Source organism: Kordia sp. SMS9, from assembly GCF_003352465.1.
Taxonomy (GTDB): domain Bacteria; phylum Bacteroidota; class Bacteroidia; order Flavobacteriales; family Flavobacteriaceae; genus Kordia.
Map to the genome: position 1 here is coordinate 4,003,221 of NZ_CP031153.1, position 25,625 is coordinate 4,028,845.

16 protein-coding genes are annotated in these 25,625 nt (G+C 36.1%); 13 read left to right on the forward strand and 3 right to left on the reverse strand.

All coding sequences use genetic code 11. The features are described 5' to 3' along the window. The first annotated feature begins 75 nt into the window (after nt 1-75). Together KORDIASMS9_RS17015 and KORDIASMS9_RS17020 are read left to right on the forward strand one after the other, a co-directional pair. Entirely contained in the window at nt 76-528 is a 453-nt protein-coding gene (locus KORDIASMS9_RS17015; RefSeq protein ID WP_114903989.1) for a hypothetical protein, read from the forward strand. Further along, on the forward strand, nt 525-725 hold the full coding sequence (locus KORDIASMS9_RS17020; protein WP_114903990.1) for a helix-turn-helix transcriptional regulator: 201 nt from the start codon (nt 525-527) through the stop codon (nt 723-725). The genes KORDIASMS9_RS17015 and KORDIASMS9_RS17020 overlap by 4 nt, the downstream gene beginning before the upstream one ends. A 104-nt stretch (nt 726-829) precedes the next feature. Here KORDIASMS9_RS17020 and KORDIASMS9_RS17025 read toward each other — a convergent pair whose 3' ends face one another. Beyond that, entirely contained in the window at nt 830-1,906 is a 1,077-nt protein-coding gene (locus tag KORDIASMS9_RS17025; protein ID WP_114903991.1) for an adenylate/guanylate cyclase domain-containing protein, read from the reverse strand. An 80-nt stretch (nt 1,907-1,986) separates the two neighbouring features. On the opposite strand from KORDIASMS9_RS17025, the gene KORDIASMS9_RS17030 reads away from it, so the two are divergent. After that, a complete protein-coding gene (locus KORDIASMS9_RS17030) occupies nt 1,987-2,904 on the forward strand; it encodes an SMP-30/gluconolactonase/LRE family protein (protein ID WP_114903992.1) in 918 nt (305 codons plus the stop codon). Between the two features lie 82 nt (nt 2,905-2,986). On the opposite strand, the gene KORDIASMS9_RS23410 is transcribed toward KORDIASMS9_RS17030, so the two are convergent. Beyond that, nucleotides 2,987-3,151, reverse strand: coding sequence for a hypothetical protein (locus KORDIASMS9_RS23410; protein ID WP_162820016.1), 165 nt, complete (start codon nt 3,149-3,151; stop codon nt 2,987-2,989). A gap of 421 nt (nt 3,152-3,572) precedes the next feature. Between KORDIASMS9_RS23410 and KORDIASMS9_RS17035 the strand changes: the two genes are divergently transcribed. The 7 genes from KORDIASMS9_RS17035 (at nt 3,573) to KORDIASMS9_RS17065 (ending at nt 11,288) form a co-directional block, all read left to right on the forward strand. Beyond that, entirely contained in the window at nt 3,573-4,886 is a 1,314-nt protein-coding gene (locus KORDIASMS9_RS17035) for a DEAD/DEAH box helicase (RefSeq protein WP_114903993.1), read from the forward strand. A 57-nt stretch (nt 4,887-4,943) separates the two neighbouring features. Further along, nucleotides 4,944-5,819, forward strand: a complete 876-nt coding sequence (locus tag KORDIASMS9_RS17040) for a sugar phosphate isomerase/epimerase (RefSeq protein WP_114903994.1) — start codon at nt 4,944-4,946, stop codon at nt 5,817-5,819. Between the two features lie 218 nt (nt 5,820-6,037). Continuing rightward, a complete protein-coding gene (locus KORDIASMS9_RS17045; RefSeq protein WP_114903995.1) occupies nt 6,038-6,235 on the forward strand; it encodes a hypothetical protein in 198 nt (65 codons plus the stop codon). A gap of 107 nt (nt 6,236-6,342) precedes the next feature. Beyond that, complete coding sequence (locus tag KORDIASMS9_RS17050) at nt 6,343-6,675, forward strand: hypothetical protein (protein ID WP_114903996.1); 333 nt, start codon at nt 6,343-6,345, stop codon at nt 6,673-6,675. A gap of 33 nt (nt 6,676-6,708) precedes the next feature. Next, nucleotides 6,709-8,538: a hypothetical protein gene (locus KORDIASMS9_RS17055; protein WP_114903997.1), complete on the forward strand. Its 1,830-nt coding sequence runs from the start codon at nt 6,709-6,711 to the stop codon at nt 8,536-8,538. A gap of 94 nt (nt 8,539-8,632) precedes the next feature. After that, nucleotides 8,633-8,956, forward strand: coding sequence for a DUF6660 family protein (locus KORDIASMS9_RS17060; RefSeq protein WP_114903998.1), 324 nt, complete (start codon nt 8,633-8,635; stop codon nt 8,954-8,956). Between the two features lie 133 nt (nt 8,957-9,089). Continuing rightward, the gene (locus tag KORDIASMS9_RS17065; RefSeq protein WP_114903999.1) at nt 9,090-11,288 is read left to right on the forward strand and encodes a TonB-dependent receptor; all 2,199 of its coding nucleotides are present in this window, start codon (nt 9,090-9,092) and stop codon (nt 11,286-11,288) included. A 497-nt stretch (nt 11,289-11,785) separates the two neighbouring features. Here the strand turns inward: KORDIASMS9_RS17065 and KORDIASMS9_RS17070 are convergent, their stop codons facing one another. After that, nucleotides 11,786-13,747 carry a sensor histidine kinase gene (locus KORDIASMS9_RS17070; protein WP_162820017.1) on the reverse strand — a complete coding sequence of 654 codons (1,962 nt, stop codon included), beginning with the start codon at nt 13,745-13,747 and terminating at the stop codon, nt 11,786-11,788. A 1,700-nt stretch (nt 13,748-15,447) separates the two neighbouring features. Between KORDIASMS9_RS17070 and KORDIASMS9_RS17075 the strand changes: the two genes are divergently transcribed. From KORDIASMS9_RS17075 to KORDIASMS9_RS17085, 3 genes are all read left to right on the forward strand, one after another. After that, a complete protein-coding gene (locus KORDIASMS9_RS17075; RefSeq protein WP_114904001.1) occupies nt 15,448-18,291 on the forward strand; it encodes a leucine-rich repeat domain-containing protein in 2,844 nt (947 codons plus the stop codon). 641 nt (nt 18,292-18,932) lie between these two features. Continuing rightward, complete coding sequence (locus KORDIASMS9_RS17080; RefSeq protein WP_114904002.1) at nt 18,933-20,642, forward strand: patatin-like phospholipase family protein; 1,710 nt, start codon at nt 18,933-18,935, stop codon at nt 20,640-20,642. 428 nt (nt 20,643-21,070) lie between these two features. Beyond that, nucleotides 21,071-25,426: an immunoglobulin-like domain-containing protein gene (locus tag KORDIASMS9_RS17085; RefSeq protein ID WP_114904003.1), complete on the forward strand. Its 4,356-nt coding sequence runs from the start codon at nt 21,071-21,073 to the stop codon at nt 25,424-25,426. The last annotated feature ends 199 nt before the right edge of the window (nt 25,427-25,625 follow it).

The following is a 25,625-nucleotide window of genomic DNA, read 5'->3' on the forward strand; positions in this document are numbered from 1 at the left end:
GTTTGTAGTTTACAAAATGTAAAGTATATTTGTCATTATATCAAATACAGTTGTCAATCAATCAAAAAAATTATCATGGCAAAAGAAACATTTTGCGAAGCAGAAGAACGAAGACTCAAAAAAATAGTCAATTTTGGCTTGCCCAATCATTACAAAAAAATAGGTATTGCCATTGCAGTACTCTCATTTTTAACGCTTATTATCTTAAAAATTACAGGTGTAGAAATCTCCGAAACGCTCAAATTTATTTCAAAACGTGTTGTTCTTTTAGGACTTCTAATTGTAGTGCTCTCTAGAGAAAAAGTAGAAGATGAAATGATGCTCGCTATACGCGGAAAAGCACTCGCAGGTGCATTTGTTGGTGGCGCTGTGTATACTTTAATTTATCCAGCAATTACCTATGCAGCCGCCGTTGTTATGGGGAATAAAACGCCTAAATTAGTAGATACAGGCGATTTTCAAATACTTTGGTTCATGCTTTTTATGTATTTATTGTTTTTCTATCTGATTAAAAAAAATCTCAAATGAAAAACCGTATCAAGATAGAACGCGCTATTTTAGACCTTACACAGGACGATTTAGCCAAACGCATAGGAGTTTCAAGGCAAACCATTAATTCCATCGAAAAAGGACGTTATGTGCCTTCTACAGTATTGTCATTAAAGTTAAGTGAACTCTTTAAAAAACCTGTAAACGAATTTTTCTTTTTGGAAGAAACGGATTAGGTTACTAGAATTGAGTAGTTAGTATTGAGTAGTTAGTATTGAGTATTGAGTATTGAGTATTGAGAAGTTAACGTGAGTTTGTAACGTTATTGTGAGTTACAAACTCACAATAAAGAAACACTATAAATATTAACGCTTTTTACTTTTCCTTTCAATAATAAATCGTCAATATTTTTGGTAACATACTTTTTAGGAGGTTGCAACTCGTTTAATAAAGATTCTGAAATTAACACATTGGCATTGTAGGCGTTACATTGCGATTGAATTCTTGCAGTCGTATTAATCACATCACCGTGATAGGCAATTTCTTTTTTAATACTTCCAACTTCTGTTACCATCAATGTTCCACCGTGAATTCCAGCTTTAAATTCGGGAAGTAAGTTGTATTTTTCTTGATAATATTCGCTTCGATGATGAATTCTATCAATAAAAGCAAAATACAATTCTAAGGCATTATTTTGTTTCAAACCTCTTTTATACTCCCAACTCAATACCGCTTCATCACCAACATATTGGTAAATTTCTGCATCAAACTTTCTAACAACGGTATTCAAATCATAAAAACAATCTTGAATCATTTGACTGTACTTATAATGGCCCAAGTTTTCTGCAATGGTAGTAGACGATTTTAAATCGAGAAACATAAAAATTCGCTTCTCTTCTTTGGGTTTGCGATACTTTCCAAGCAGCATTTTAAGAAACACACCACGACCAAACTTTTCATTGGCAATTCGAATAAAAGAAAATACCAAAGAAGCAATCACAAAAAAGATCATAATGGACCAAAACGTTTTATTAGTGCGCCACCAACCGCGTTCTTCTGTCAAAGAAACATCCAGCATATAACCTGTATATTCCACCACATAACTTACCAAAAAGATCAGCATCACTAGATACAGGAACGTTTTTGTAAAAATGATGACACCTAAGGAAATTCGTTTCGCTAAAAAGCGATCAAACAAAAACTCGATAGCCGCATAAAAAATACCAAAGGGAATAGAAGACATGCCTACATACAGGAGTAAATCCTGTATAGGAAGCTCGTATTTTGGTAGAATACTAACGCCTTTTTCTTCATAAATTCCAAAATAGCGAATGATTATCATAAAGGCAAAGGCAAGTACCCAAAATAGAATGGAGCGAAAAGTGAATAGTAAATATTGTTGGAACGTTCTTTTCATATTTTGCAAAATACTAAAACTAAATTATAAATATTAAGATTGATTCTGTAATTTTAGAAAGAAATCAAAAAAACCGATTCATGAAAAATGTATGTAAAATAGTGTTGCTTTCATTGTGTATCATCGCTTGTAATAATGAAAAAAAAGAAGTACAAAAAGCTTCAAGTGAAGATCAAAAAGTAAAAGTTTTAAAACCTAAACTAATACACGAAGTAAATGGTTTAACACATTGTGAATCTGTTGTGTATGATTCAAAAAGAAATGTATTATACGCTTCGTTAATAGGAAATAGAGAAAATGGAGATGGAAGCATCGCTAAAATTTCTTTAGATGGAAAAGTAATCGACACCATGTTTGTAAAAGGCTTGAATGATCCGAAAGGAATTGCCATTACGAACGATAAATTATACGTAAGTGACGTCACCGTTTTGGTTGAAGCAGACTTAGAAACAGGAAAAGTTTTAAAAACACATACGACAGAAGGTACACAATTTCTAAACGATGTTAATGTTGCTTCCGATGGTACTGTGTATGTATCAGACACTGCAAATTCTACTATTTTTGCCTTAAAAAAAGATGGAACGTTTTCTGCGTGGCTGCAATCAGATGCGTTGGAACATCCAAATGGTTTGTTGCAAGTAAAAACTAATATGTATGTAGCCGCTTGGGGAAACATGGTTGGACCGGAAGGAAAACAGAAACAAAGCGGAAACCTTTTAAAAGTAGACATGGCAACCAAAGAAATCACAAAAGTATCCAAAGATACGCTCGGAAACTTGGATGGTGTGCAAATCTACGATACGGAAAAACTAATCATTTCTGCATGGAAAACAGGGAAAATCATGACCATCAACAACAAAGGAGACGTAAAAGACATTCTTACGGTTGGACGCAGTGTAGGCGATATTTTATACATTCCTGAGAAAAAACTCTTGGCATTGCCAATGAACATTCAGAGTCAATTATTAATCTATGAATTTCAAGAAGTAGAAGAATAGTTTTTTAGTAAATAATTAAAATATCGAGAACAATTTGATCGTTACTAAATTGTTCTCGATATTTTTTTCATTTCAAAACATCCTATCCACAAGGCGCATACACAGATTCTGGACAAGCAAAATAGCATTGAAGATTATTAATGCTTGAAGTACACGCGCCTGAAAGTCCACCTTTTACAGATTCTGGATTTAAATTAGAAACAACGGATGTTGAAAATTGTAACGATTTGATTTTCTTTTTTTTCATGATTAAATTTTTTGTTTGTGATACTTAAATTTACGAAAAACAATTCGTGAGCGTGTAGGGGAATACCGTAAAATCTATACTTAGGTTTGTGAGTTGTGAATATGTTAGCCGTTAGTATTGAGGACTTTCAAAGAAGATTAAGTAAGCACGTATTCATGCTGTTTCATAAGTACATCTCGATACAATTTTCTTCATTTCATTTCGACTACGCTCAATGTAAACATTGCGAAAAACCACTCGATGAGACGTTATAGAAAGCAACTAAAAATAATTCAAGAACAAATCTTAAAAAACAGAAAAACAATGCATGCATTCGTGACAGAAAAAGAATCTTTTCGGTCTTTCAATTATTGAATCATTTAATTTTTGAATCATTTCATCAAAAAACAAACAAACAAAAAAATAACTGTACTTTTGTGGCATGTCAAAAATCATAAAAAATCAGCGAGAAATCTTAGCAAAATTAGGCATTGAACGCCTAAATGAAATGCAGGAAGAAGCCAAACTTTCAATCAGTTCGCATCCAAATACAATCTTACTTTCACCAACAGGAACGGGAAAAACACTGGCATTTTTAATGCCGATAATTGCCGAATTGGATATCAATAGTGATGCCGTGCAAGTTGTTATTTTAGCGCCGTCGCGCGAATTGGCAATTCAAATTGCACAAGTCACACGCGACATGGGCACAGGCTTCAAAGTCAATGAAGTATATGGCGGACGCAATTTTTCTAAAGACAAAGTCGATTTAAAACACAATCCGGCAATATTAGTAGGAACACCTGGAAGAATCGCAGATCATTTGCGCAGAGAAACCTTTGATACACGCGCGATTAAAACCTTGGTCTTAGATGAATTTGACAAATCACTCGAAGTCGGTTTTGAAGAAGAAATGAAAGAAATCGTTTCGTTGTTACCACACATTGAAAAACGTGTATTGACTTCTGCAACAAAAGACATGGAGATTCCGCAGTTTGTCGGAATGAATAATCCGCTCACGATCAATTATCTAGAAGAAAAAATCGCCAAACTGACGGTAAAACGGATACTTTCACCCACAAAAGACAAACTAGATACGCTTTTAAACACGATTTCGCTCATGGCGAATCAACCCGGAATCATCTTTTGTAACTTTAAAAATACCATTCAGTACGTAAGTGACTTTCTCAACAATAACGGCATTCCACACGGTTGTTTCTATGGCGGAATGGAACAAAAAGATCGCGAACGCGCATTGATCAAATTCCGAAACGGAACGCACCAACTCATCATTGCAACAGACTTGGCTGCGCGCGGAATTGACGTTCCAGAAATCAAATTTATTGTGCATTATCAATTGCCATTAAAAGCACAGGAATTCACACATCGTAACGGTCGTACAGCACGTATGCACGCAGAAGGAACGGCGTTTGTATTGCAATGGGAAGAAGAAACGGTTCCAGATTTCATTTCTGAAGTAGAAGTAATTGAAGAAATTCCAACGACCAAAAGACCGAAAGCTTCTGGCTGGAAAACCTTATTTATTTCTGGCGGACGAAAAGACAAAATCTCCAAAGGTGACATAGCCGGTTTATTCATGAAGCAAGGAAAACTTACCAAAGACGAATTGGGAATGATTGAATTGAAGAGCGATTGTGCATTTGTAGCGGTGAAAGCTTCCAAAGTCAAAGAAGTCATTCAAAACACAAATAATACACGCTTGAAGAAGAAAAAGGTGAGAGTTTCGCGTATCTAAATGATTGTAATTTACGCTACAAATAAGGAATTAAGCTCATAAAACACAGAACAATACATGCAGAACTTTATAAAATTTAGAGCGGTATTTTTCTTTTTGACACTAAACGTAGCTTGTCAAAAAAATGATACACAACGTATTAAAATAAGCGAAGTAGCTCCTTGGTGTATCTTAGGTTTTGATACTGCAGACAGAACACCTGCACAAAGAATAGCGTTGATAAAAGAATTAGGATTAAAAAAATATGGTTTCAACAAAGGCAAAGGCGATTTCAGTACCATGAAACAAGAATTCAAGCTTGCCGAAGAAAACAATATAGAAATTACTTCTGTGTTTTTATGGCTCAATGCTGAAAGAGACAGTATTGGGAAACTGAGTCCTGCCAATCAAGAATTATTGCAAAACATAAGTGAAGTCAGTCAAAAACCAGTCATTTGGGTAAGTTTTAGCGATAACTTTTTTAAAAACCTCTCTGAAGAAGCATCTATAAAACGATCGGTGGAAATGATTCAATTTGTCAAATCAAAAGCGGACGAACTTGGTTGTAAACTCGCTTTATACAATCATCATGGTTGGTTTGGCAATCCGTACAATCAACTCAAAATTTTAGAAAAACTAAACGATGAATCGCTTACTATGGTGTATAACTTTCATCATGCACATGAATATGTAGATGAATTTCAAGACATTGCCAAAAAAATACAACCGTATTTGTCGTTTGTAAACCTAAATGGTGTCAAAAAAGAAGGGCCACAAATTCTTGATATTGGCAAAGGTGATTATGAACTTGAAATGATCAACACATTACTTAAAGAAGGATATGCTGGTCCTTGGGGCATTTTAGGACACATAAAAACAGAAGATGTAAAAGTCGTTTTAGAAAGAAACATAGCAGGATTAAAAATGTTGAACTCCAAACTTGGCAAAAAGTAACATTCCGAATCCGTTGTGCATTATCATAAAATTCGTCAATTCGAAATGACACCTTGAATTTCTCTGCAATTCAAAGAACATTCTTCATACGTTTTTAAGACTTTACATCGAATTTTCATCACTTTATTGATCGTTTATAAACCGTCAATTCAATTGTTTTTATCTGCGAATATTTCTTCCTTCATTTGAATCATTATTAACTACAAAACATAATATTCATGAAGAAGTTGAATCTAAATTCGCTAAAACTGAACAAAAAATCAATCTCTAATTTAAACCAACAAACAGTAAAAGGAGGAGGAAATACACTTGGTGGTGGTGCTTGCCCTATATTACCTCCAATTAATAACCCTGCTCCAGATCCGCTTCCAAATCCGGATCCAGAACCAATCTTTTCGATTATCGAAGTATGTTAATATTAATTTTCTTAAAATAATAGCATATAAGCGGACTTCGGTTCGCTTTTTGTATTATATGGCATAGGTATTTTTAAAAATTAGTATTTTAGAAAAAACTATTCATCATGAAACGAAGCGGTCAATTTTTATTCCTTTTCATAATCAGTATATTTTGTATTTCTGCGGTATTGCCCAAAGCACAAGACGATAATTGCACCTTTGAAGGCAAAAAACTCTATGGAAAAATTCGTTTTGTAGAAAATAGAGGCGATGCAGATGTCAAAATTAAAATTGTAAACAGCTTTCCCGACATCAAAGTAAAACTCGTAGAAAACTTTGCCGATGACTGTGGCGAATGGCAAGTAGTGGAATATGGCGAAGATCTAAAAGTATATGTCGCAGAGAATTTTGCAGACATCAAAGTCAAATTTGTCACTAGCTTCCCAGGAATGGATTGATTTTTTTGTATATTGATTATTTAACTGAACCTTATGAAAAAATACCGATTCCTAGTACTCGCATTTTTAATCATCATTAGTTTTACCAACTGCAAAAATGATGAAATGACAGAAACTGCTACTGAAAACCCAGATACAGGGCAAAATCCAGATCCAACCACTTTCAATTATGACTTTGGAAATGCCGTCAGCCGAAACTTTATTGGGAGAATTATCAATGAAGAAAATCAACCACTAATTGCTGCGACAGTAACTATTGGAAATGCATCTACACAAACTGATTTAAACGGTATGTTTGTGATGAATAATATCTCTGTAAAAGAAAATTTTGCTTACATAAAAGTCTCCCTATCAGGATATTTCAACGGTTCTAGATCCATTATACCAATTGATGGAGAAAATCGTATAAATATCATGTTGAAAGAAAAATTTAGTGTTGTCAGAGAAGCAGGAACACCTTTTACTTTAGAATATGATGAATATGCTATTGGATTTAGTGGTGATTTTGTAAAAGAAGATGGTTCTGAATATATAGGATCTGTAAATATTGCCTTCAATTACTTGAACCCAACAGATGAAAATTTAAATGATTTAATGCCTGGTATGCTATTAGGTCAAGACAGTAATGATGAACCAAATCTTTTAGAAACTTATGGCATGTTAACGGTTGAATTGACAGGTAGCAGCAATGAAAAACTACAAATTGCTTCAGATTCAGAACTCAAATTTCCAATTGTAACAGAACAATTAAGTTCAGCGCCAAACACGATTCCCCTTTGGTATTTTGATGAAGAAAATGGCTATTGGATTGAAGATGGACAAGCTACAAGAGTAGGAGATCAATATGTGGGAACTGTTTCGCATTTCACACCGTGGAATGTAGATATTCCTATTCCTTTTGCAAAAGTAGATTTTACGGTGTTAAACCAAAACAATACTGCTTTATTAGATATAGATATTTATGCATATAAGGATGGTGAAACAATTCCAAGTATATTCACTACAAATCAAGATGGAAAGGCATGTGGTTTTATTCCTGCAAATAGCATCATAAATTTAGAGGTTAAAGGATATTGTGATGAAGTAATAACGACATTAAGTATTGGCCCATTTGATGAAGAAAGTATAAATGTAATTCCTGAAATAATTATCACCAGTGATATGATGTCTCAATCACATGTACAAGGAACTTTAAAACAATGTGATAACTCAAATGTTACGAATGGATATGTTATAATGAGGACTGATAACAATCAATCCATTTTTTATACAGTAACTAACGGAGATTTTGAATTTGATACGCTTCTCTGTAATGGAGAAACGTCATTTACATTAGAAGGGTATGATTTTGACAACCTTCAAAGTACAGGAGAAAATAGCTACACTTATGTAATTCCAACAACACAAGTGGGAGATTTGATGACCTGTAACGATGTGGATGAATACATAATTTATACTTTTACTAGACCCGTTGTATCTTCAACAACTACAAGAATTGTAACCGAACCATTTGATGTAAGTATTGAATCTGATAGATTATTTATAAGAAAAACTATTGGAGAAAACTTTAAAATGGAATTTAATCCCGAAGATGGAGAGCAATTTATAAACTTAGGAATTTATGAAGTAGATCCTTATTTCTTTTTTAGTCATAACACAGGAGAATCCCCATACATAAATTGGAGGTTAAACTTAGGAGGTATTCTTGTGACTACAAACCAAATGACATTAAATTTTAGTCAAATTGGAGAAGTTGGAGAATATATTTCTTTTACTTTTGAGGGAGAACATATTCAGCAAGATGAAGGAAATCAATGGACAGAAAGAGTTATTGGAACAGTTCGTGTCCGAAGAGATCAATAACTGAATAATACTCTTTTCTAAATTCATTCACCCAAGACCTAAAACCTAAAAATCCCTTGTACGAAACTTCTTTTACCCTATATTTGTAAGACAAATGAAAAGCATCAGTTTCATACTCGGAATTCTAATTCTTGCCTTGGCGTTAAAACCCTGTGCAGACGGATTCTGTTCAGAAGATGAAAATACCACTGAAATCTGCTCAGAAGATTCACAACAACACAATGACGATCATGAAGATTCCTGTGCCATGCTTTGTGTATGCAACTGTTGCGGCGTCTTAGTGGTGCATCAAATTCCAGAAACCTTCACGCTTCAATCAAAAACAAACATCTCTACACAAATATTCACACATTTTGAATCACATTACCGATTTGATATGCTGTTCGCCATTTGGCAACCACCGAAGTTTATAAGTTGATTTTTTACAAAAAAGAATACCATACTAAACAATGATATTCACTTAAATAGATGCTAAGTATTCATCTAGATTCCAAAAGCGAAGCGATCTAGAATCTTGACTCTAATCATAAAAAACAATAAAAATATAAACTATGCAAGGACAAAAATGGAGCCTTCTGTTCCTATGTATGCTATGCGGACTTATAAACGCACAAAACGATATTACCATTAAAGTGTTCTCTGAACATGAAAAAGAAGCCTTATTAGGCGCCAATGTATTGTTTGAAGACTTACAAAAAGGAGCCATCACTAATGCGGAAGGAATTGCCACATTCAAAGAAATTCCTAGCGGTTCACACCATCTTATGATTTCATTTGTAGGTTATAAAACAATAGAAACCACTGTAACGATTCCGGCTACAGCCGAATTGATTTTTTACATGGAAGAAGCCAAAGGTGAACTAAACGCAGTTACCATTGAAGCAACGCGTAGCACACGTGACATCCGAAGAATTCCAACACGGATAGAAGTCATTGGTGGCGAAGAATTGATGGAAAAAAACATGATGAATCCAACGAACATTTCCATGGTATTGCGCGAAAGTACGGGAATTCAAATGCAGCAAACCTCGTTGAGTAGTGGAAATCAAAACATTCGTATTCAAGGTTTGGACGGACGTTACACGCAACTGTTACGCGACGGTTTTCCGCTGTTTGGCGGATTTTCAAGCGGATTGAGCATCATGCAAATTCCACCCTTAGACTTAAAACAATTTGAAATCATCAAAGGAAGTGCTTCCACATTATACGGTGGCGGCGCCATTGCAGGTTTGGTGAATTTAGTATCAAAATCGCCCGACTATGAGCCAGATTTCGATCTGATGTTTACCCAAACAAGCGCGTGGGGAAGTACTTTAAACGCCTTTTACAGCAAGCGAAACGACAAATATGGCGTAAGTTTGTATGCATCTGCCAACTATCAAGAAGTATTTGATCCGGAAGATGACGGATTCAGCAACTTGCCAGAAACGACTTCCATAACGTTCAATCCGAAATTCTATTACTATCCTTCGGAAGATACCACATTTTGGATTGGTCTCAACGGAACGTACGACGATCGAATTGGTGGAGATGTCGCTACGATTGAAAATGATTCAGACGGAACGAATCAATACACAGAAGAAAACATTTCACAACGAGTAAGTTCGCAGGCAGTGTATACGACCAAGTTAGATTCTACGCGAGTATTCTCGATAAAAAACAGTTTCTCATACTTTAATCGAGAATTAAATGTGCCAAATATGCAATTCAAAGGAAGTCAGTTAAATTCCTTCAGTGAAGTGACCATACAGCACAATTATGACAAAAACGATTGGACGCTTGGCGCGAATTTATACACAACAAGTTTTGATGAAGCTGACAGCGCACCATTGCAACGCGATCAAAATGATTTGACCTTTGGAGCGTTTGTAAACTCTAACTTTGATTTCTCTGACAATTGGATTCTTGAAACAGGCTTGCGTACCGATTTTGCGAGAGGTTGGGGAATATTTGTCTTGCCAAGAGTTTCGGTACTCTACAAAAATGACAGCGGATTTTCGAGTCGTTTCGGTGGTGGATTGGGCTACAAAACACCCGATTTATTTACGGAAGAAGCAGAATTTATCAACTTTGAAAATATATTAAAAATTGATGAAGATTTGCTAAAAGCAGAACGTTCGTATGGTTTAAACCTTGATTTTAACTACAAATCAAAAATTTTCAATGAAACTGTGGGCTTCTCAATCAATCAATTATTCTATCTCACGGCGATTGACAATGGTTTGTTGTTAAATTTGAATGCAGATAACTTCTTTCAATATGAAAATGCTGACGGATTGATTCTTACGCAAGGAGCAGAGACGAATATTAAATTCTCATACGATCATTTCAAATGGTTTGTCAACTATGCGTTGATTGATACAAGACTTCGATATTTGCCAGGAAATCCACAAAAACCCTTAACAGCACGACACAATGCAGGAAGCGTGCTCATGTATGAAACCAGCGAATGGCGTTTGGGTTTTGAAACCTACTACACAGGTTCGCAAGTATTATCGAACGGAACTGATACCATCGATTTCATTACGATGGGATTTTTGGGAATGCGCAACTTTTCTTGGGGCGGAATCTACGCGAACTTCGAAAACTTTACCGATCGTAGGCAAAGTCGTTTCTCGCCATTAGTAACACCAACGATTACCAATGCTTCGTTTTCAGAAATTTACGCACCAATGGATGGATTCATTCTAAGTGTCGGAATCATCATCAAACCGTTTGGAAACCATAGCGAACATCATGATGATCATTGATGTTTAGACATTTATAGACTTGCGCAGATTGTTAGACTGTTAGACTGTTAGACTGTTAGACTTTTTGGATAATTTCAAAAACCGTTATTGTGTATGCAATGACGGTTTTTTTAATGTGCTAATTCGAAACGTCACTACCAGAAGCAAAGCGACGCGATAGTCTGTGTATTGTAAAACGAATTTGTTATTTGAAGTAACAGATTGCCACGAATTTTGCATTTCGACTCCGCTCAATGTCAAAAATTCTCGCAAGGACGTATCAAATTTTAATGTAGCAATAACGTCAGATCGAGTGAAATTTTGACAAGAATTTTGTATCGAGAGCTGCTTGGAAGTTTAAAAGTTTAGCTGTGAAACAATTCAAAATGCAACAGCTAACATTTCGAAAGGGGCAATGTTACGGAAACCACTCGAGATGACGTTTTGTAGTTCGATATGAAAAGTTTCAAAGAATGAAGCAATCAACCTTCAACATTTAAAATCTAACATTTCAAGCTTCAAACCTTCCAAGTAAACGAAATCGTAGTGCCAACGCCATCTTTGGAGTCAATTTTGATGTTCCCATCATTTCCAGAAACGATTTTCTTTACAATCGTGAGTCCGATGCCCGTACTTTCAATTTTATCGCCTTCTTCGAGTTGGTAAAACATATCGAAAATCTTATGATGATACTTTTTATCAATTCCAGGACCGTTATCGCGCACGGTGAATGTATACATATCGGAAGTTTTTTGGTATGAAATATGAACAATCGCTTGTTCTTTATCACAATGTTTAATGGCGTTACTGATCAAATTTAAAAACACATGTTCCAGCTCTACTTTGCTCGTAAAAATTTCTACATCCTTCTCGGGAATTTGAATAAAATGTTTCTTTTCAGGATTGAGAATGTCAATAATTTCCAGTAACAATTCGTTAATGCTAAACGTTTCTTTCGTCTTTTTCCCTTGTGCAATTCGTGAATATTCTAGCATTCCATTAATCAGTGCGTACATTTTGGAAATTCTGCCTTTCAGCGATTCAAAATGTGTTTTAGCTTCTTCCGTATTTACCGTTTGATCTATATCTTCTTCAATAAAAGAAACGAGCGAATGCATCGCGACCAACGGCGCTTTTAAATCGTGCGAAACAATGTGATTAAAGCTGTCTAATTCTGCATTGTAATTCTTTAACTGACGTACATTTTCTTTCAATTCCAAATTGACTTTTGAAAGTTCTTTTGACTTTTCAGCAATTTCTTTCTGTTGTGCTTGCGCGACTATTTTTGCCTTTTCCAATGCATGAAACGAATTGGCAAATCGTGTCATTAACAACATGGAAAGCAAAATAAAAGTGACAATATAGCCGAAATTCACATAAATAATCGCGTTTCCATTCTCACCTAAAAAGATAAAAATATGCGTAATAAAGATACAAGAAGCCAATAACATGCTTGTCAACATCAAAATAGATTCGTGGCGCTGACTTGCAATCGCCTTAAAGATAATCACAGCTACATACGCCAAATTCAGCATCATCAATACTAAAAACGGCAACACAAAGCGTGTAAAGTAGGGCGCAGGTAGCAAAACAGTAAGTGCCGTAAGCATACAAAAACCATAAACAATGATCTTTTTATAGGTTTTTGGCACGAATTTGATAAAGATCGTATAGAAAAACAAGCTGGCAGACAATCCTGCTAAAAACAATGCGACATATTCAATCTTCGTTAAGAATACCCAACTCACAGAGTCAAAAATTTCCGCTAACGGTGCATAGCGATCGCTAACCGACATATACGCAAGTGACAAACACAAGATGGCGAAATATAAGACGGCACGATCTTTATTCCAATACAATAAAAAGAAGAGTAAAAAGAAGATTCCAATAAAACTCAAACTTCCAATATACACCATATCAGCAATGACACGCTTCGATTTTTTTTTCTGTAGCTTTTGTGTTGCACCTACAATCAACGCATCGTCAATACCGCCTTTATGATGGTAAAAATTAGCCACTTGAATCACGATTTCAAAACGTGTTTCTTCCGTACTTAGCGGAATAATTTGTCGAAAACGTCTGTGAAACGTAGCTTCTGAAGTGTTGCCAACCGTTCCAATTTCGGAGACCAATCTGCCATTAATCCACGTTTTGGAAGCCGCATAAATAGTGGGAATATACAGTGAAATGTGTGGACGTTCTTTGGGAAGTTCTATTGTTTTTCGATACGTAGCATAACCAAACGCAGGAAGGTTTTCAGTGTCAGAAAGTGGAAATGTGGTCCAATTGTCAAGAGTAACTGTCGTAAAAGGTACTTTTGTATTGAAATTCTCAGGTGCAAGCAATTCATTCCAATAAAATTCCCAATCGGTTTCCAGCGCAATTTCTGTATCGTTATCGAATGGCGCTGTAGATTGTCCGAAGCAAATGTGAAACTGTACTGTCAACAAAAACAGGCTCAAACAGCATACAAACTTCATGTAGTGTTCGCGTAGCAACAAGTTCGTTAAATAATTATTTCGTAGTAGCATGTTCATATTCGGGACTTCCAAAATAGGCAATAAATATGACTTATGGAAACTATTTTTTGATGTAGCAATTTGTTAATGTATCAATTTATCAATATTTAATGTGTTAATTCATGGATTTGCCTTTTTGTGAATTACCAACCGTCCGTTCCAGTGCCAAATCGTAGATTTGATGTATCGAGAACAGCTTCGATTCTAGCACGTTTACAGTTAAAATTTAGCATCTCGACTGCGCTCGATGTGACACATTTTACATTTTGAGTTTTAAAACGTCACTGCGAGAAGCAAAGCGACGCGGCAGTCTGTTTATTTTAAAACGGATCTGTTGTTTGAAGTTCCAAACGTCCGTTCGAGTGTCAAATCGTAGATTTGATGTATCGAGAACAACTTCGATTCTAGCACGTTTACAGTTAAAATTTAGCATCTCGACTGCGCTCGATGTGACACATTTTACATTTTGAGTTTTGAATCGTCACTGCGAGAAGCAAAGCAACGTGGCAGTCTGTTTATTATAAAAACGTATCTGTTGTTTGAAGTTCCAAACGTCCGTTCGAGTGTCAAATCGTAGATTTGATGTATCGAGAACAGCTTCGATTTCAGCACGTTTACAGTTAAAATTTAGCATCTCGACTGCGCTCGATGTGACACATTTTATATTTTGAGTTTTGAATCGTCACTGCGCTCGATGTGACACATTTTACATTTTGAGTTTTAAAACGTCACTGCGAGAAGCAAAGCGACGTGGCAGTCTGTTTATTTTAAAACGTATTATAGAAAGAAGTTCCAAACGTCCGTTCGATTTCTATGACAAAAGCAAGCGATTTTGATTAAAAGATTGAACTCACTAGTTTCTTTATTTTTTTACCACGAATACACGAATTATTTTTCTTATTACTGTCTGTCAGATCGATTTCTATGACAAAAGCAAGCGATTTTGATTAAAAGATTGAACTCACTAGTTTCTTTATTTTTTTACCACGAATACACAATTTTTTTTCTTATTACTGTCCGTCAGTTCGATTTCTATGACAAAAACAAGCGATTTTGATTAAAAGATTGAACTCACTAGTTTCTTTATTTTTTTTACCACGAATACACGAATTATTTTTTATTATTACTGTCCGTCAGTTCGAGTGTCAAATCTGTGATTTGATGTGTCGAGAACAGCTTTGATTCTAGCACGTTTACAGTTAAAATTTAGCATCTCGACTGCGCTTGATGTGACACATTTTATATTTTGAGTTTTGAATCGTCACTGCGCTTGATGTGACACATTTTACATTTTGAGATTTAAAACGTCACTGCGAGAAGCAAAGCGACGTGGCAGTCTGTTTGTTGTAAAACGTATGTACAATTTGAAACATAAGATTACCACAAATAAAGTCCAAAAACATAAGAAAATCTAGTCCAAAGTTTACACTGAGCCTGTCGAAAAGTTTACACTGAGCTTGTCGATAAGTTTACACTGAGCTTTGTCGAAAAGTTTACACTGAGCCTGTCGATAAGTTTACACTGAGCTTGTCGATAAGTTTACACTGAGCCTGTCGAAAAGTTTACACTGAGCTTGTCGATAAGTTTACACTGAGCCTGTCGAAGTGTAAGATTTTATTCCCTAACTTCGTAAGACCAAACAAAACCAGCAACCACACTACATGTCCACAACACTCGATCCAAAAGATTTTAAAAACGAATTAGCTTATGTAGAAGCCGCACTAGGATTCACGCTTCATAAAAAAAATTATGAACTTAACAAAGATGGAAAGCTCATAAAATTGATTATATTAGACAAAGAAATCTCTAACATTGATTTTATTGCGAAGTTGACTTCGTTGATCGTGTTGTCACTTTCTAGTAATCAAATACAAGATATCGAAGCACTTTCCAAGTTGACTTCGTTGACAGTTTTGGATCTTTCTTTTAATCAGCTTCAAGATATCAAAGCACTTTCCAAATTGACTTCGATGAAATACTTGGATCTTTTTAAAAATAAAATTCAAGATATCGAAGCACTTTCCAAGTTGACTTCTTTAGAAAAATTGTATCTTTCTAATAATAAAATTCAAGATATCGAAGCACTTTCAAAGCTAACTTCCTTAATATATTTGGATCTTTATGATAATCAAATTCAAGATATATCCGCACTTTCCAAATTAACTTCTTTACAATACTTACTTCTCAATGATAATCCCATCGAAAACGTTCCAGAAACGATTTTAAAAAGTTCCCCTAAAGAACTTGTACGTTGGTTGCAGCTAAACGAAAAAGCCAAAGCAAAGAAAGAAGAAAAAGTACTTTTACATGATATTAAAGTATTGCTATTGGGAAATACTAATATTGGGAAATCGAATTTGTTATCGTATTGGGAGCAATGGTATAAAGACAAAAAAATTACTAATCCCTATCCTGAACATAGTGATTCCACACACGGATTGGTGTATGAAGAATTGCAAAAAAAAGGTTTAGAAAAGCCACTATTGCATATTTGGGATTTTGGCGGACAAGAGTATTTTCATGCCACACACCAATTGTTTTTCAGTCCGCAAGCCTTGCATGTGTTGTTGTGGGCAAAAAACATGTCGAACACACGTGTAACTGGTGAACAAGTTTTTCAATTGGATTATTGGCTGCGTTGTTCGGAACAGTTGAGCAAAGACGAAAGTCCTATTGAAATGGTATTGATCGAAAATAAAATTGATCATATTGACGATAAAGGCGAAGTAGAATTCTATGCGCATTTTCCAGCACACAAGTATTTGAAAAAGTTCAATATCTATTCGCCACACAAAGAAAAAGATACAAGCAAACCTACATTCATGCTGAATACTTGCTCGGTCAGTTTATGGCATCAAAAACGGTTGGAAGGTATGTTTGAGTTGCTAGACGAACGGATTGACATGTTGCATCAAAAAAATAAACATCCGCCAGAATATGCTGAAATTCGTGATGTTTTAGAGGACTCAGAAGAAAACGTGTGGACTTTACAAGCGTATAAAAAACGGTTCAAACAAATAGACAATATCATTTTACAAACACTTCATAAATTAGGTTGTTTGCTGTATTTTCATGAGCAATTGCCCAATAAAATTTTTACACAACCCGAAGTATTGTTAGACTTGATTTATGAAAAGATTTTAAACAAAAACCTTAAAACACAGCAAGGGAAATTAGGCGATGAATTAAAAAAAGCTGCTGACAATAATAAATTAGGCTTAAACGAAAAAGATTTAGAGAAACTATTAAGCGGTTTCAAATTGATTTTTAAAGCGCAAGATGGTTGTTGGTACGCACCACAATATTTACCCGAAATAGCGCCTACTTGGTTGCAATTGCTTAAAGAATATACCTTTGGTGCGGCAACAATTATGGTGTCTTCTGATCATTATTTAATGAATAGCATTTTGTTAGATATTTTTACGGAATATGCAAGTGTCATTAAAAAAGACAATTCCTTTATGTTTTGGCAAAAAGGCTTGGTCATTGAAAAAGACGGACACTTGTTATTGATAGAATACGATCGAAAGCAAATGCGTTTGTTGTTGTATGGCGATCAACAAGAGAAAAATCAGCCCTTGCAAAAAGAAGTGGTGGATTTCATCATCAGCGTCATTCACAAAGACAAAGTTTCCAAGTATGAATTGGAAAGTCTAGAAAATGAAATGGACAGAACTGGCTTTAAAAATTACAAATTACATTCAAAAGGAAAAGACGGCATTTCAAAAAATAGTGGTTGGTACAGTGACAAAGTCAATATTGGCGTCAGTGTGGACGGAAAATATTATGTAAACGTGCAACAACTGTATGAAAATGTTCAAAACAAAATATACACCATCAAAGCGTTTCAGTACGACGATGAAACCTCGTTTAAAGCGTTTTCGGTGTTTCAATTCAATACATATTTAGACAAAGAATTGCAAGGAACTATGAAAAAAGTAGCCATTAGTTATTCCAAAGACGACTTAAAACTCGTGAATGAATTCATCAAAAACTTAGTCCCGTTGCATGACGATGGTTTGATAGAAAATCCGTGGTATTGTTCGCAATTGGAAGCTGGAACGGAATGGAATAAGGAAATTCAAGAGAAATTTAATCAAGCAGATATCATTTTCTTTATGGTGAGTCCCAACTTTTTGGCAACGAAATACATCAAGGAACATGAAATCAAAACAGCCATTGCACGTCGTCAGAAAGAAATAGAAGCGAAGTTGATGCCAAGCAAACAGGTAAAAATCATTCCAATCATTCTCGATTTCTGTCGTTGGCAACGAAAAGATGCAAAATACGATTTAGGAAAGTACACTGCTTTGCCGTACATCGCCAAACCTGTAAAAGATTTTAAAAATAAAAACATGGCGTGGTACATTATTGAAGAAGCGATCAGAACTGCCATTGAACACGACAACGATCCAAATTTTGATACAAACTTACCCAAAGAAGTCAAAAAAATCTACGAACGCATCATGGAAGGCAAAGTGGATGACGACAATAAAACAGAATAAGTATAGCTGCTTGACAGTATCATTTTTTAAACAATAAAAGGTGTCTACTAACATTTTGACGGCGTTCAATGAAATACGTAGTAAATCAATCATACAAAGCACTTCAACAATCTTTTCAACCAATACTGTAAAGGTTTTGTAAGGTTACTTGCCGTTTATTTTCGGTAGTGCAAATCATTATTTGACGTTGATGTACATTTAATTTGAATTCCATAAAGAATATATTCGGTTCACATACCGCTTGCAACCAGTTCTGAACCCAATATAGTCTATAAAACACCGACTCGAAGCGATACAGAACCGCTTCAAACCATCTCTTAGAGGGGCAAAGACCATTTGCGAACCTATTAAAAAGGACAAACAACCGCTTTTAATGATTGTATGAGCAGTTTCTAAAGTTTTTCAATTCATCTATACAAATGTAAGTACAGTAATATTTACATTGAGCTTTTCAAAAAGTTTACACTGAGCTTGTCGAAAAGTTTACACTGAGCTTGTCGATATAGTTTACACTGAACTTTGTCGAAAAGTTTCCACTGAGCTTGTCGAAGTGAAAAATTCACTATATTTGAAAGACTTCCCCAAATAAATAGCGCCTTTTTAAACAAGTAATCAACTAAAACCAACCATAAACACCTATTATGTCAAAAGACTTTATTCCATTTAAAAGCATCGGACTCTGCTTCAGTGGCGGCGGGTATCGCGCTACGTTTTTTTCGCTTGGAGTTGTTTCGTACCTTCATAAAATACAATATCAAGGAAGTGCACTCATTAATAATGTAGAAGCGGTAAGTACCGTGAGTGGCGGAACCTTATTTGGTGTTGCGTATTCCAAAGCGGTGCAAGATCCAAATTTTGATTTTGAAACCTTCTTTCAAAAATTCTATGCCAACTTTGATCCGGAAAAGGACAAACTCTTACAAACAGCGATTGCAAAACTAAGCAATGACCAAGTATGGAAAGATCATCCACATAAAAAACGTTCGCTCATCAACGCGTTTGCATTGACGTATGCAGATATGGACATTTATCAAGGTGATTTTGGACTGTTTGCAAAACCAACAGCGCCGAATTTAAAATATGTCTGCTTTAATGCTACCGATTTTTCTTTCGGACTCGTATTTCGTTTTCAAAACACAGGACGATTTGGGAACAATCCTTTGGGGAAATCACAAGTCACCAAAATAAAAAATGACATACAACTGGCGGATATTGTTGCTTCTTCCTCTTGTTTTCCGTTAGGTTTTGAACCCTTGGTATTTCCCGATGATTACATCAGTGACCAAGAAACTAGTCAATACAAAGCCGTCAAAAATTTAGAACTCTTTGCAGACGGTGTTGGAATTATGGATGGCGGAATTGCTGACAATCAAGGAATTGGAAGCATGATGCGCATTAGTGAACGCAGAAAGAACGAAAACGATCCTACAAAAAAACGTGAGTTAGACTTGATCATTGTAAGTGACGTGGCGAGTTATAAAATGATACCTTGGAAACCAGAACCGAAAACAATCTATGAAGGTGATGACATTAAAACGAAAACCTCCAAAATACTCAGTTACTTTGGTGTAAAACCACTCTATTGGATATTATTATTGATTGGAATCTTGATGATGGTTTTCAATTCTTTTGAAATCATCAAAGGGCAAGCATGGCCAGCGTTATACATCATTGGAGGAATCATCACAGGAGTAGGAATCTTACTTATGCTTTTTGGAATTGTTGCAGGAATCATTAAAGGAATTGCAGTCAATTGGGTTTCTTCCATGTTCCGAAAAAATGTACCAAAACCCTTGGTTGACGATGTGTTAACGTTTAGAAAACTTCGGTTAGACTTGGTACAGCGTATGCTCACAGAACGTATCAGTACCACGGTTGTCATGGTAAATGACATCTTTCTAAAGCAAATACGCCGTTTAAATTATAAATTTCTATACTTTAAAAAAGGACGCGAATTCAAATCGGTTACCTCAACGGTATATCAACTCAATGGCGCCAAAACCGTATATGGCAGAGCAGCATTCAACAATGACATTACGACAAAACCTTCCACATTATTGGAAAATGTAGCCTTAACCGCTTCTGAAACGCCTACCACACTTTGGTGGGACAAAACAGATATTGCCAAAGGAAGAATGGATACACTCATCGCGTGTGGTCAATTTACAACCTGCTACACACTGATGGATTACATCATCAAATTAACAAAAAACAGTAAATTAGAAAACAGTAAAATTGAACTTTCAGAAGCAGCACTAAAAGATATAGATGCACTTTACAAGGCTTTGGAAGCTGACTGGAAACAATTCAATAAAGATCCAATGTTTCATGTAGAAGCATTAAAAAAATAAAAAACTCACCTCTTAGGAATCAAAGGCATTTTTTAACAAAGAGTGCCTTTTTTTCTTAACAAATTGTGAAAAAATGTTAAAAATACCACGGAATGTTACAATTATATAGGTTAATACCCTAAACTTTATAAGGCTAAACCAACGCACTTCCCTTTTTATATTCTTTAAATTTGTTAAAGAAAGCTGCATTTAAGCGATTTATTTTGCATTTAAACGATAAATGCTACCTACTAACAATGTTTTACTGTAGCTGACTAAATAGACTCAAATATCATTTCAAATGAATCTATTTATATCAAATCATTACCAAATAGCCCTAGAAATATACATTTTGCCCTAAATGTCTATTTCACAAAAACGAAACTGTTTTAAGAGATTATTTATCCCAATAAATAATCGATTGAACTTAACCTAAATTTGTAAAAACCATGAAAAAAGCTTTACACCTTATGGTGTTCTGTTTGCTTACATCCTATGTTCAAGCACAAACACCAGGCGTATCTACGTATTACGAACAAACCGTAGGCGATACGCGAAACTACATTGAGTATATTCCAGGAAATTTACCCATCATCATTTCAGCACCACATGGCGGCATACAGCAATCAGGACAAACGATTGGCGGTATTTTTTATCCAGATAATGACAGTTCGTTACCCGACAGAACCTGCGGAACCAATGAAAGAGATGACAATACCGACATCTTGGTACGTGAAATTCAAAAAGAAATCTTTGAACTCACAGGTTGTTATGCGCACGTTATCATCAATAACTTACATCGATCAAAACTCGATCCGAACCGTGACATCAACGAAGCAACTTGTGGCAATGCAAACGCAGCCGATCATTGGAATGCCTTTCACGGATTCATTGATCAAGCCAGTGCATCGGTAGAAACCAACTGGGGAAAAGGACTCTACATTGACTTACACGGTCAAAGTCATGCCATTCCTCGCATTGAAGTTGGGTATAATATCGCTTCCGCAGAATTGAACAATAGCGACCTAAATGCTGCAAACATCATCAATAAATCTACAATTAGAAACCTAGTAAACAACAATCTAAACAATCTTACACACGAAGAACTCATCAGAGGAAATAACAGTTTAGGACAAATGTTTCAAGATGCATCCGGAACGTTCTATGCAAGTTTAGGCTATCCAGAATGTGGCAACACAAGCGGATACAGAGCCATCCCTAGTGCCACCAGCAACGGAACAGTAACCTGTGATGATACGCGTCCATACGGAACTCCGTATTTTGATGGTGACTTTTACAACAATCGTCGTCACGGATCTGGAAACGGAACCAGCAATGGAGTAGGAGGAGCTGGAAACATTGACGGCATCATGACGGAAGTCAACCGACGTGTGCGCGACTTAGGAACCTACAATGGTCAAGTGTATGATACGCGTCCGCAAACCTTAGTTCCATTTGCAAAAGACTATGCAGCAGTGGTTTTAAACTTTATCAACACACATTACAACAACTATACGAGTTTTGGGTATGCGTCAGATATGTATACTATCAATGGTCCAAATCCATCACCAATTATAGGAGGAGTTTCTAACGGCATCTTTTCTGCACCTGCAGGATTGGCAATAAATGCCAACACAGGAGAAATTGATGTGGCAAATTCCGCACTTGGAGATTATGTAATAACATATACGGCAGGTACTTGCGGATACTTTTCTAGTTCGCAAACCATCGCAATTGTTACAGACATAGCACAAGATACCGAACCGCCAACAGCACCATCTAATTTAACAGCAGTCAATACTACTGAGACAACAACAGATTTGCTTTGGGCGCCCTCTATGGACAATGTAGATCTTACAGGGTATAATATATACCAAGATGATGTAATCGTAGCAACAGAAGTAAGCAATAGTTTTGTGGTGACCAATTTAGCACCAAATACAATTTATACATTTAAAATAACGGCATTTGATGCGGCAGGAAACGAATCTGCATCCAGTAATGAAGTTACAATTATAACATTACAAAGCGCTGTATTGAACTATTGCGATTCACAAAGTACAAGTCAAAACGATGAATACATTAGCAATGTGCAATTTGGAGCTATTAACAATGCTTCTGGTGCGCAATTCTATTCAGATTTTACAAACATATCTACGGAATTGATCAAAAATGGACAATACATCCTTACGGTAACACCAACTTGGCCAACAACCGTATACAACGAATCCTATGCCGCTTGGATTGATTACAATCAAGATGGTGATTTTACAGATGCTGGAGAACAAGTATGGACACAAAGCAATACGCAACAAACTCCTGTAAGTACAATGATTACCATTCCAACATCAGTACCGAATGGAACCACAAGAATGCGAATTTCAATGAGATACAACGCCATGCCAACACCTTGCGAAACATTCAATTATGGTGAAGTAGAAGATTACACTGTAACGATCGTTTCTGGCGAACAAGATTCGGTTCCGCCTATTATTACACTATTAGGAGAAAATCCTATTCAACTAGTTGTAAACGAATCATACACAGATGCAGGTGCTACTGCCATTGACAATGTGGATGGTGATCTTACGGATCTAATTGAAGTAACGGGAACTGTAAATACAGCAGTTGTAGGAAGCTATACACTATTTTACGATGTAAGAGACACCGCAGGAAATGAAGCTACACAAGTCACAAGAACGGTAAACGTCATAGAACCTGTGGATGATTTGCCACCTGTCATCACCCTAAACGGTGACGCAACGGTGAATCTAAATGTGGGTGATCTCTATACGGAACTTGGTGCCACTGCGGTTGATAATGTGGATGGCGATCTTTCCAACATCATCAATATCACTGGATCGGTAGACACTTCCGTAGCAGGAACCTATATCATTCTGTACAATGTAAGTGATGCCGCTGGGAACGCTGCCGCAGAAGTAACGCGTACTGTCAATGTATTTGCAGATACGACCATTCCTGTCATTACCTTAAACGGAGACGCAACCATCAATCTAAATGTGGGCGATACGTATAATGAATTAGGCGCCACAGCAACAGACAATATTGACGGAAATCTTACAGGAAACATACTGATTAATGGAACGGTTGATACCTCTGTAGCAGGAACATATTTCATTACCTACAATGTAAGTGACGCTGCTGGAAACGCTGCCACAGAAGTAACGCGTACCGTAAACATCATAGCCGATACAACCATTCCTGTCATTACCTTACTTGGAGAGGCTGTGATAACACTTAATGTCGGCGATGTGTATACAGAATTTGGGGCAGCAGCTCTAGATAATATTGACGGAGATATTTCTTCAAACATTTCTATTAGCGGAACAGTTGATACCTCTGTTGTAGGAACATATATAATTCGTTACAACGTGACGGATCTTGCTGGAAATGCTGCCGTAGAAGTCATTAGAACGGTGTTGGTAGAAGCGATTGGAAATGGATGTGCCAATGGAATCAGTACGTTTCCATACACCAAAAGTTTTGAAAACACACTAGGCAATTGGGTACAATCGTCACAAGATGATATTGATTGGACGCTGAATTCAGGCGGCACACCATCTAACGGAACTGGTCCGTCAAGTGCAATTGATGGAAACACCTATATTTACGTGGAAGCCTCTGGAAATGGTACAGGGTATCCTGACAAACAAGCAATTATCACATCTCCATGCTTTGATTTGACACAATTGACAGCAGCAACTTTTAGTTTCAGTTATCACATGTTTGGAACCGATATGGGAACCTTAGATGTTGACATTAGTGAAGACAATGGAACTACCTGGACTTCTATTTGGACCAAAACAGGAAATCAAGGAGATGCTTGGCAAACAACCAATATTGATTTGACCGCGTATACAGGAAGCACCGTACAACTGCGATTCAACAGAATTACAGGAAGTACATGGCGCGCTGATATTGCGATTGACAACATTCGCTTGTTAGATGAAGTAATTACAGTAGAAGGTTGTGCAAATGGAATTGGAACATTTCCATACGCGGAAAGTTATGAAAATTCGATAGGAGCGTGGACACAATCGTTTCAAGATGACCTTAATTGGACAGTGCGTTCAGGAGGAACACCTTCTAACGGAACTGGCCCTTCAGGTGCTATTAATGGAAACACATACATTTATGTAGAAGCTTCTGGAAATGGTACAGGTTTTCCTAACAAACAAGCAATTATCAATTCACCATGTTTTGATTTAACAAATGAAACTAGTGCTATTTTTAGCTTTAGCTATCACATGTTCGGATCTAGTGATTCAGGAACCATCTCACTTGATATTAGCGAAGACAATGCACAATCATGGACAACCATTTGGTTAGAATCTGGCAACAAAGGAAATCAATGGAATAACGTCAATTTAGATATCTCAGAATATGTTGGCGGAAGTGTGCAGTTCCGTTTCAACAGAGTTACTGGCGGCACTTGGCAAGCGGATGTTGCTATTGACAATATCGCACTGAATACAACAATGTTACCACGCCAAGAAACGGTGAATACCAAAGAAACGAAAGAAACGAAAGAAGACACTTTGGTAGATACTAGTATAGCAAATACGTTGACAATCTTTCCAAATCCTGTGCGTGGTAATTTGATTAACATTCAATTAGATCGTGGAACAGCCAAAACCTATACCATTATGAATGTGTACGGACAAACCATTGCTTCAGGAACTGCGAGCAAACAACTACAACTACATAAAATACCTTCGGGAGTATACTTTTTAGAAGTCTCTGATGGACATCATACTTTAACAAAGAAGTTTATCAAACAGTAAATCAAATAATTACTTATTAACGTGAGTTCGATATAAATATTATGCTATGTACTTTATTGTTAATACATTACACTTAATGTCAAATCGAGCGCAGTCGAGATTCCTTTGAAAATATCAATTCTTAGCTGTTCTCGACTGCGCTCGAACTGACAAGTGTTTATTTTTCAGTAAATTACAAGTAAAATAAAGGTTTTTTAAG

Coding starts and splice junctions, on each gene's coding strand:
- KORDIASMS9_RS17085 (WP_114904003.1), top strand. CDS start 21,071: ATGAAAAAAGCTTTACACCTTATGGTGTTCTGTTTGCTTACATCCTAT.
- KORDIASMS9_RS17065 (WP_114903999.1), top strand. CDS start 9,090: ATGCAAGGACAAAAATGGAGCCTTCTGTTCCTATGTATGCTATGCGGA.
- KORDIASMS9_RS17025 (WP_114903991.1), bottom strand. CDS start 1,906: ATGAAAAGAACGTTCCAACAATATTTACTATTCACTTTTCGCTCCATT.
- KORDIASMS9_RS17040 (WP_114903994.1), top strand. CDS start 4,944: ATGCAGAACTTTATAAAATTTAGAGCGGTATTTTTCTTTTTGACACTA.
- KORDIASMS9_RS17020 (WP_114903990.1), top strand. CDS start 525: ATGAAAAACCGTATCAAGATAGAACGCGCTATTTTAGACCTTACACAG.
- KORDIASMS9_RS17035 (WP_114903993.1), top strand. CDS start 3,573: ATGTCAAAAATCATAAAAAATCAGCGAGAAATCTTAGCAAAATTAGGC.
- KORDIASMS9_RS17070 (WP_162820017.1), bottom strand. CDS start 13,747: ATGAAGTTTGTATGCTGTTTGAGCCTGTTTTTGTTGACAGTACAGTTT.
- KORDIASMS9_RS17045 (WP_114903995.1), top strand. CDS start 6,038: ATGAAGAAGTTGAATCTAAATTCGCTAAAACTGAACAAAAAATCAATC.
- KORDIASMS9_RS17060 (WP_114903998.1), top strand. CDS start 8,633: ATGAAAAGCATCAGTTTCATACTCGGAATTCTAATTCTTGCCTTGGCG.
- KORDIASMS9_RS17030 (WP_114903992.1), top strand. CDS start 1,987: ATGAAAAATGTATGTAAAATAGTGTTGCTTTCATTGTGTATCATCGCT.
- KORDIASMS9_RS17015 (WP_114903989.1), top strand. CDS start 76: ATGGCAAAAGAAACATTTTGCGAAGCAGAAGAACGAAGACTCAAAAAA.
- KORDIASMS9_RS17050 (WP_114903996.1), top strand. CDS start 6,343: ATGAAACGAAGCGGTCAATTTTTATTCCTTTTCATAATCAGTATATTT.
- KORDIASMS9_RS17055 (WP_114903997.1), top strand. CDS start 6,709: ATGAAAAAATACCGATTCCTAGTACTCGCATTTTTAATCATCATTAGT.
- KORDIASMS9_RS17080 (WP_114904002.1), top strand. CDS start 18,933: ATGTCAAAAGACTTTATTCCATTTAAAAGCATCGGACTCTGCTTCAGT.
- KORDIASMS9_RS17075 (WP_114904001.1), top strand. CDS start 15,448: ATGTCCACAACACTCGATCCAAAAGATTTTAAAAACGAATTAGCTTAT.
- KORDIASMS9_RS23410 (WP_162820016.1), bottom strand. CDS start 3,151: ATGAAAAAAAAGAAAATCAAATCGTTACAATTTTCAACATCCGTTGTT.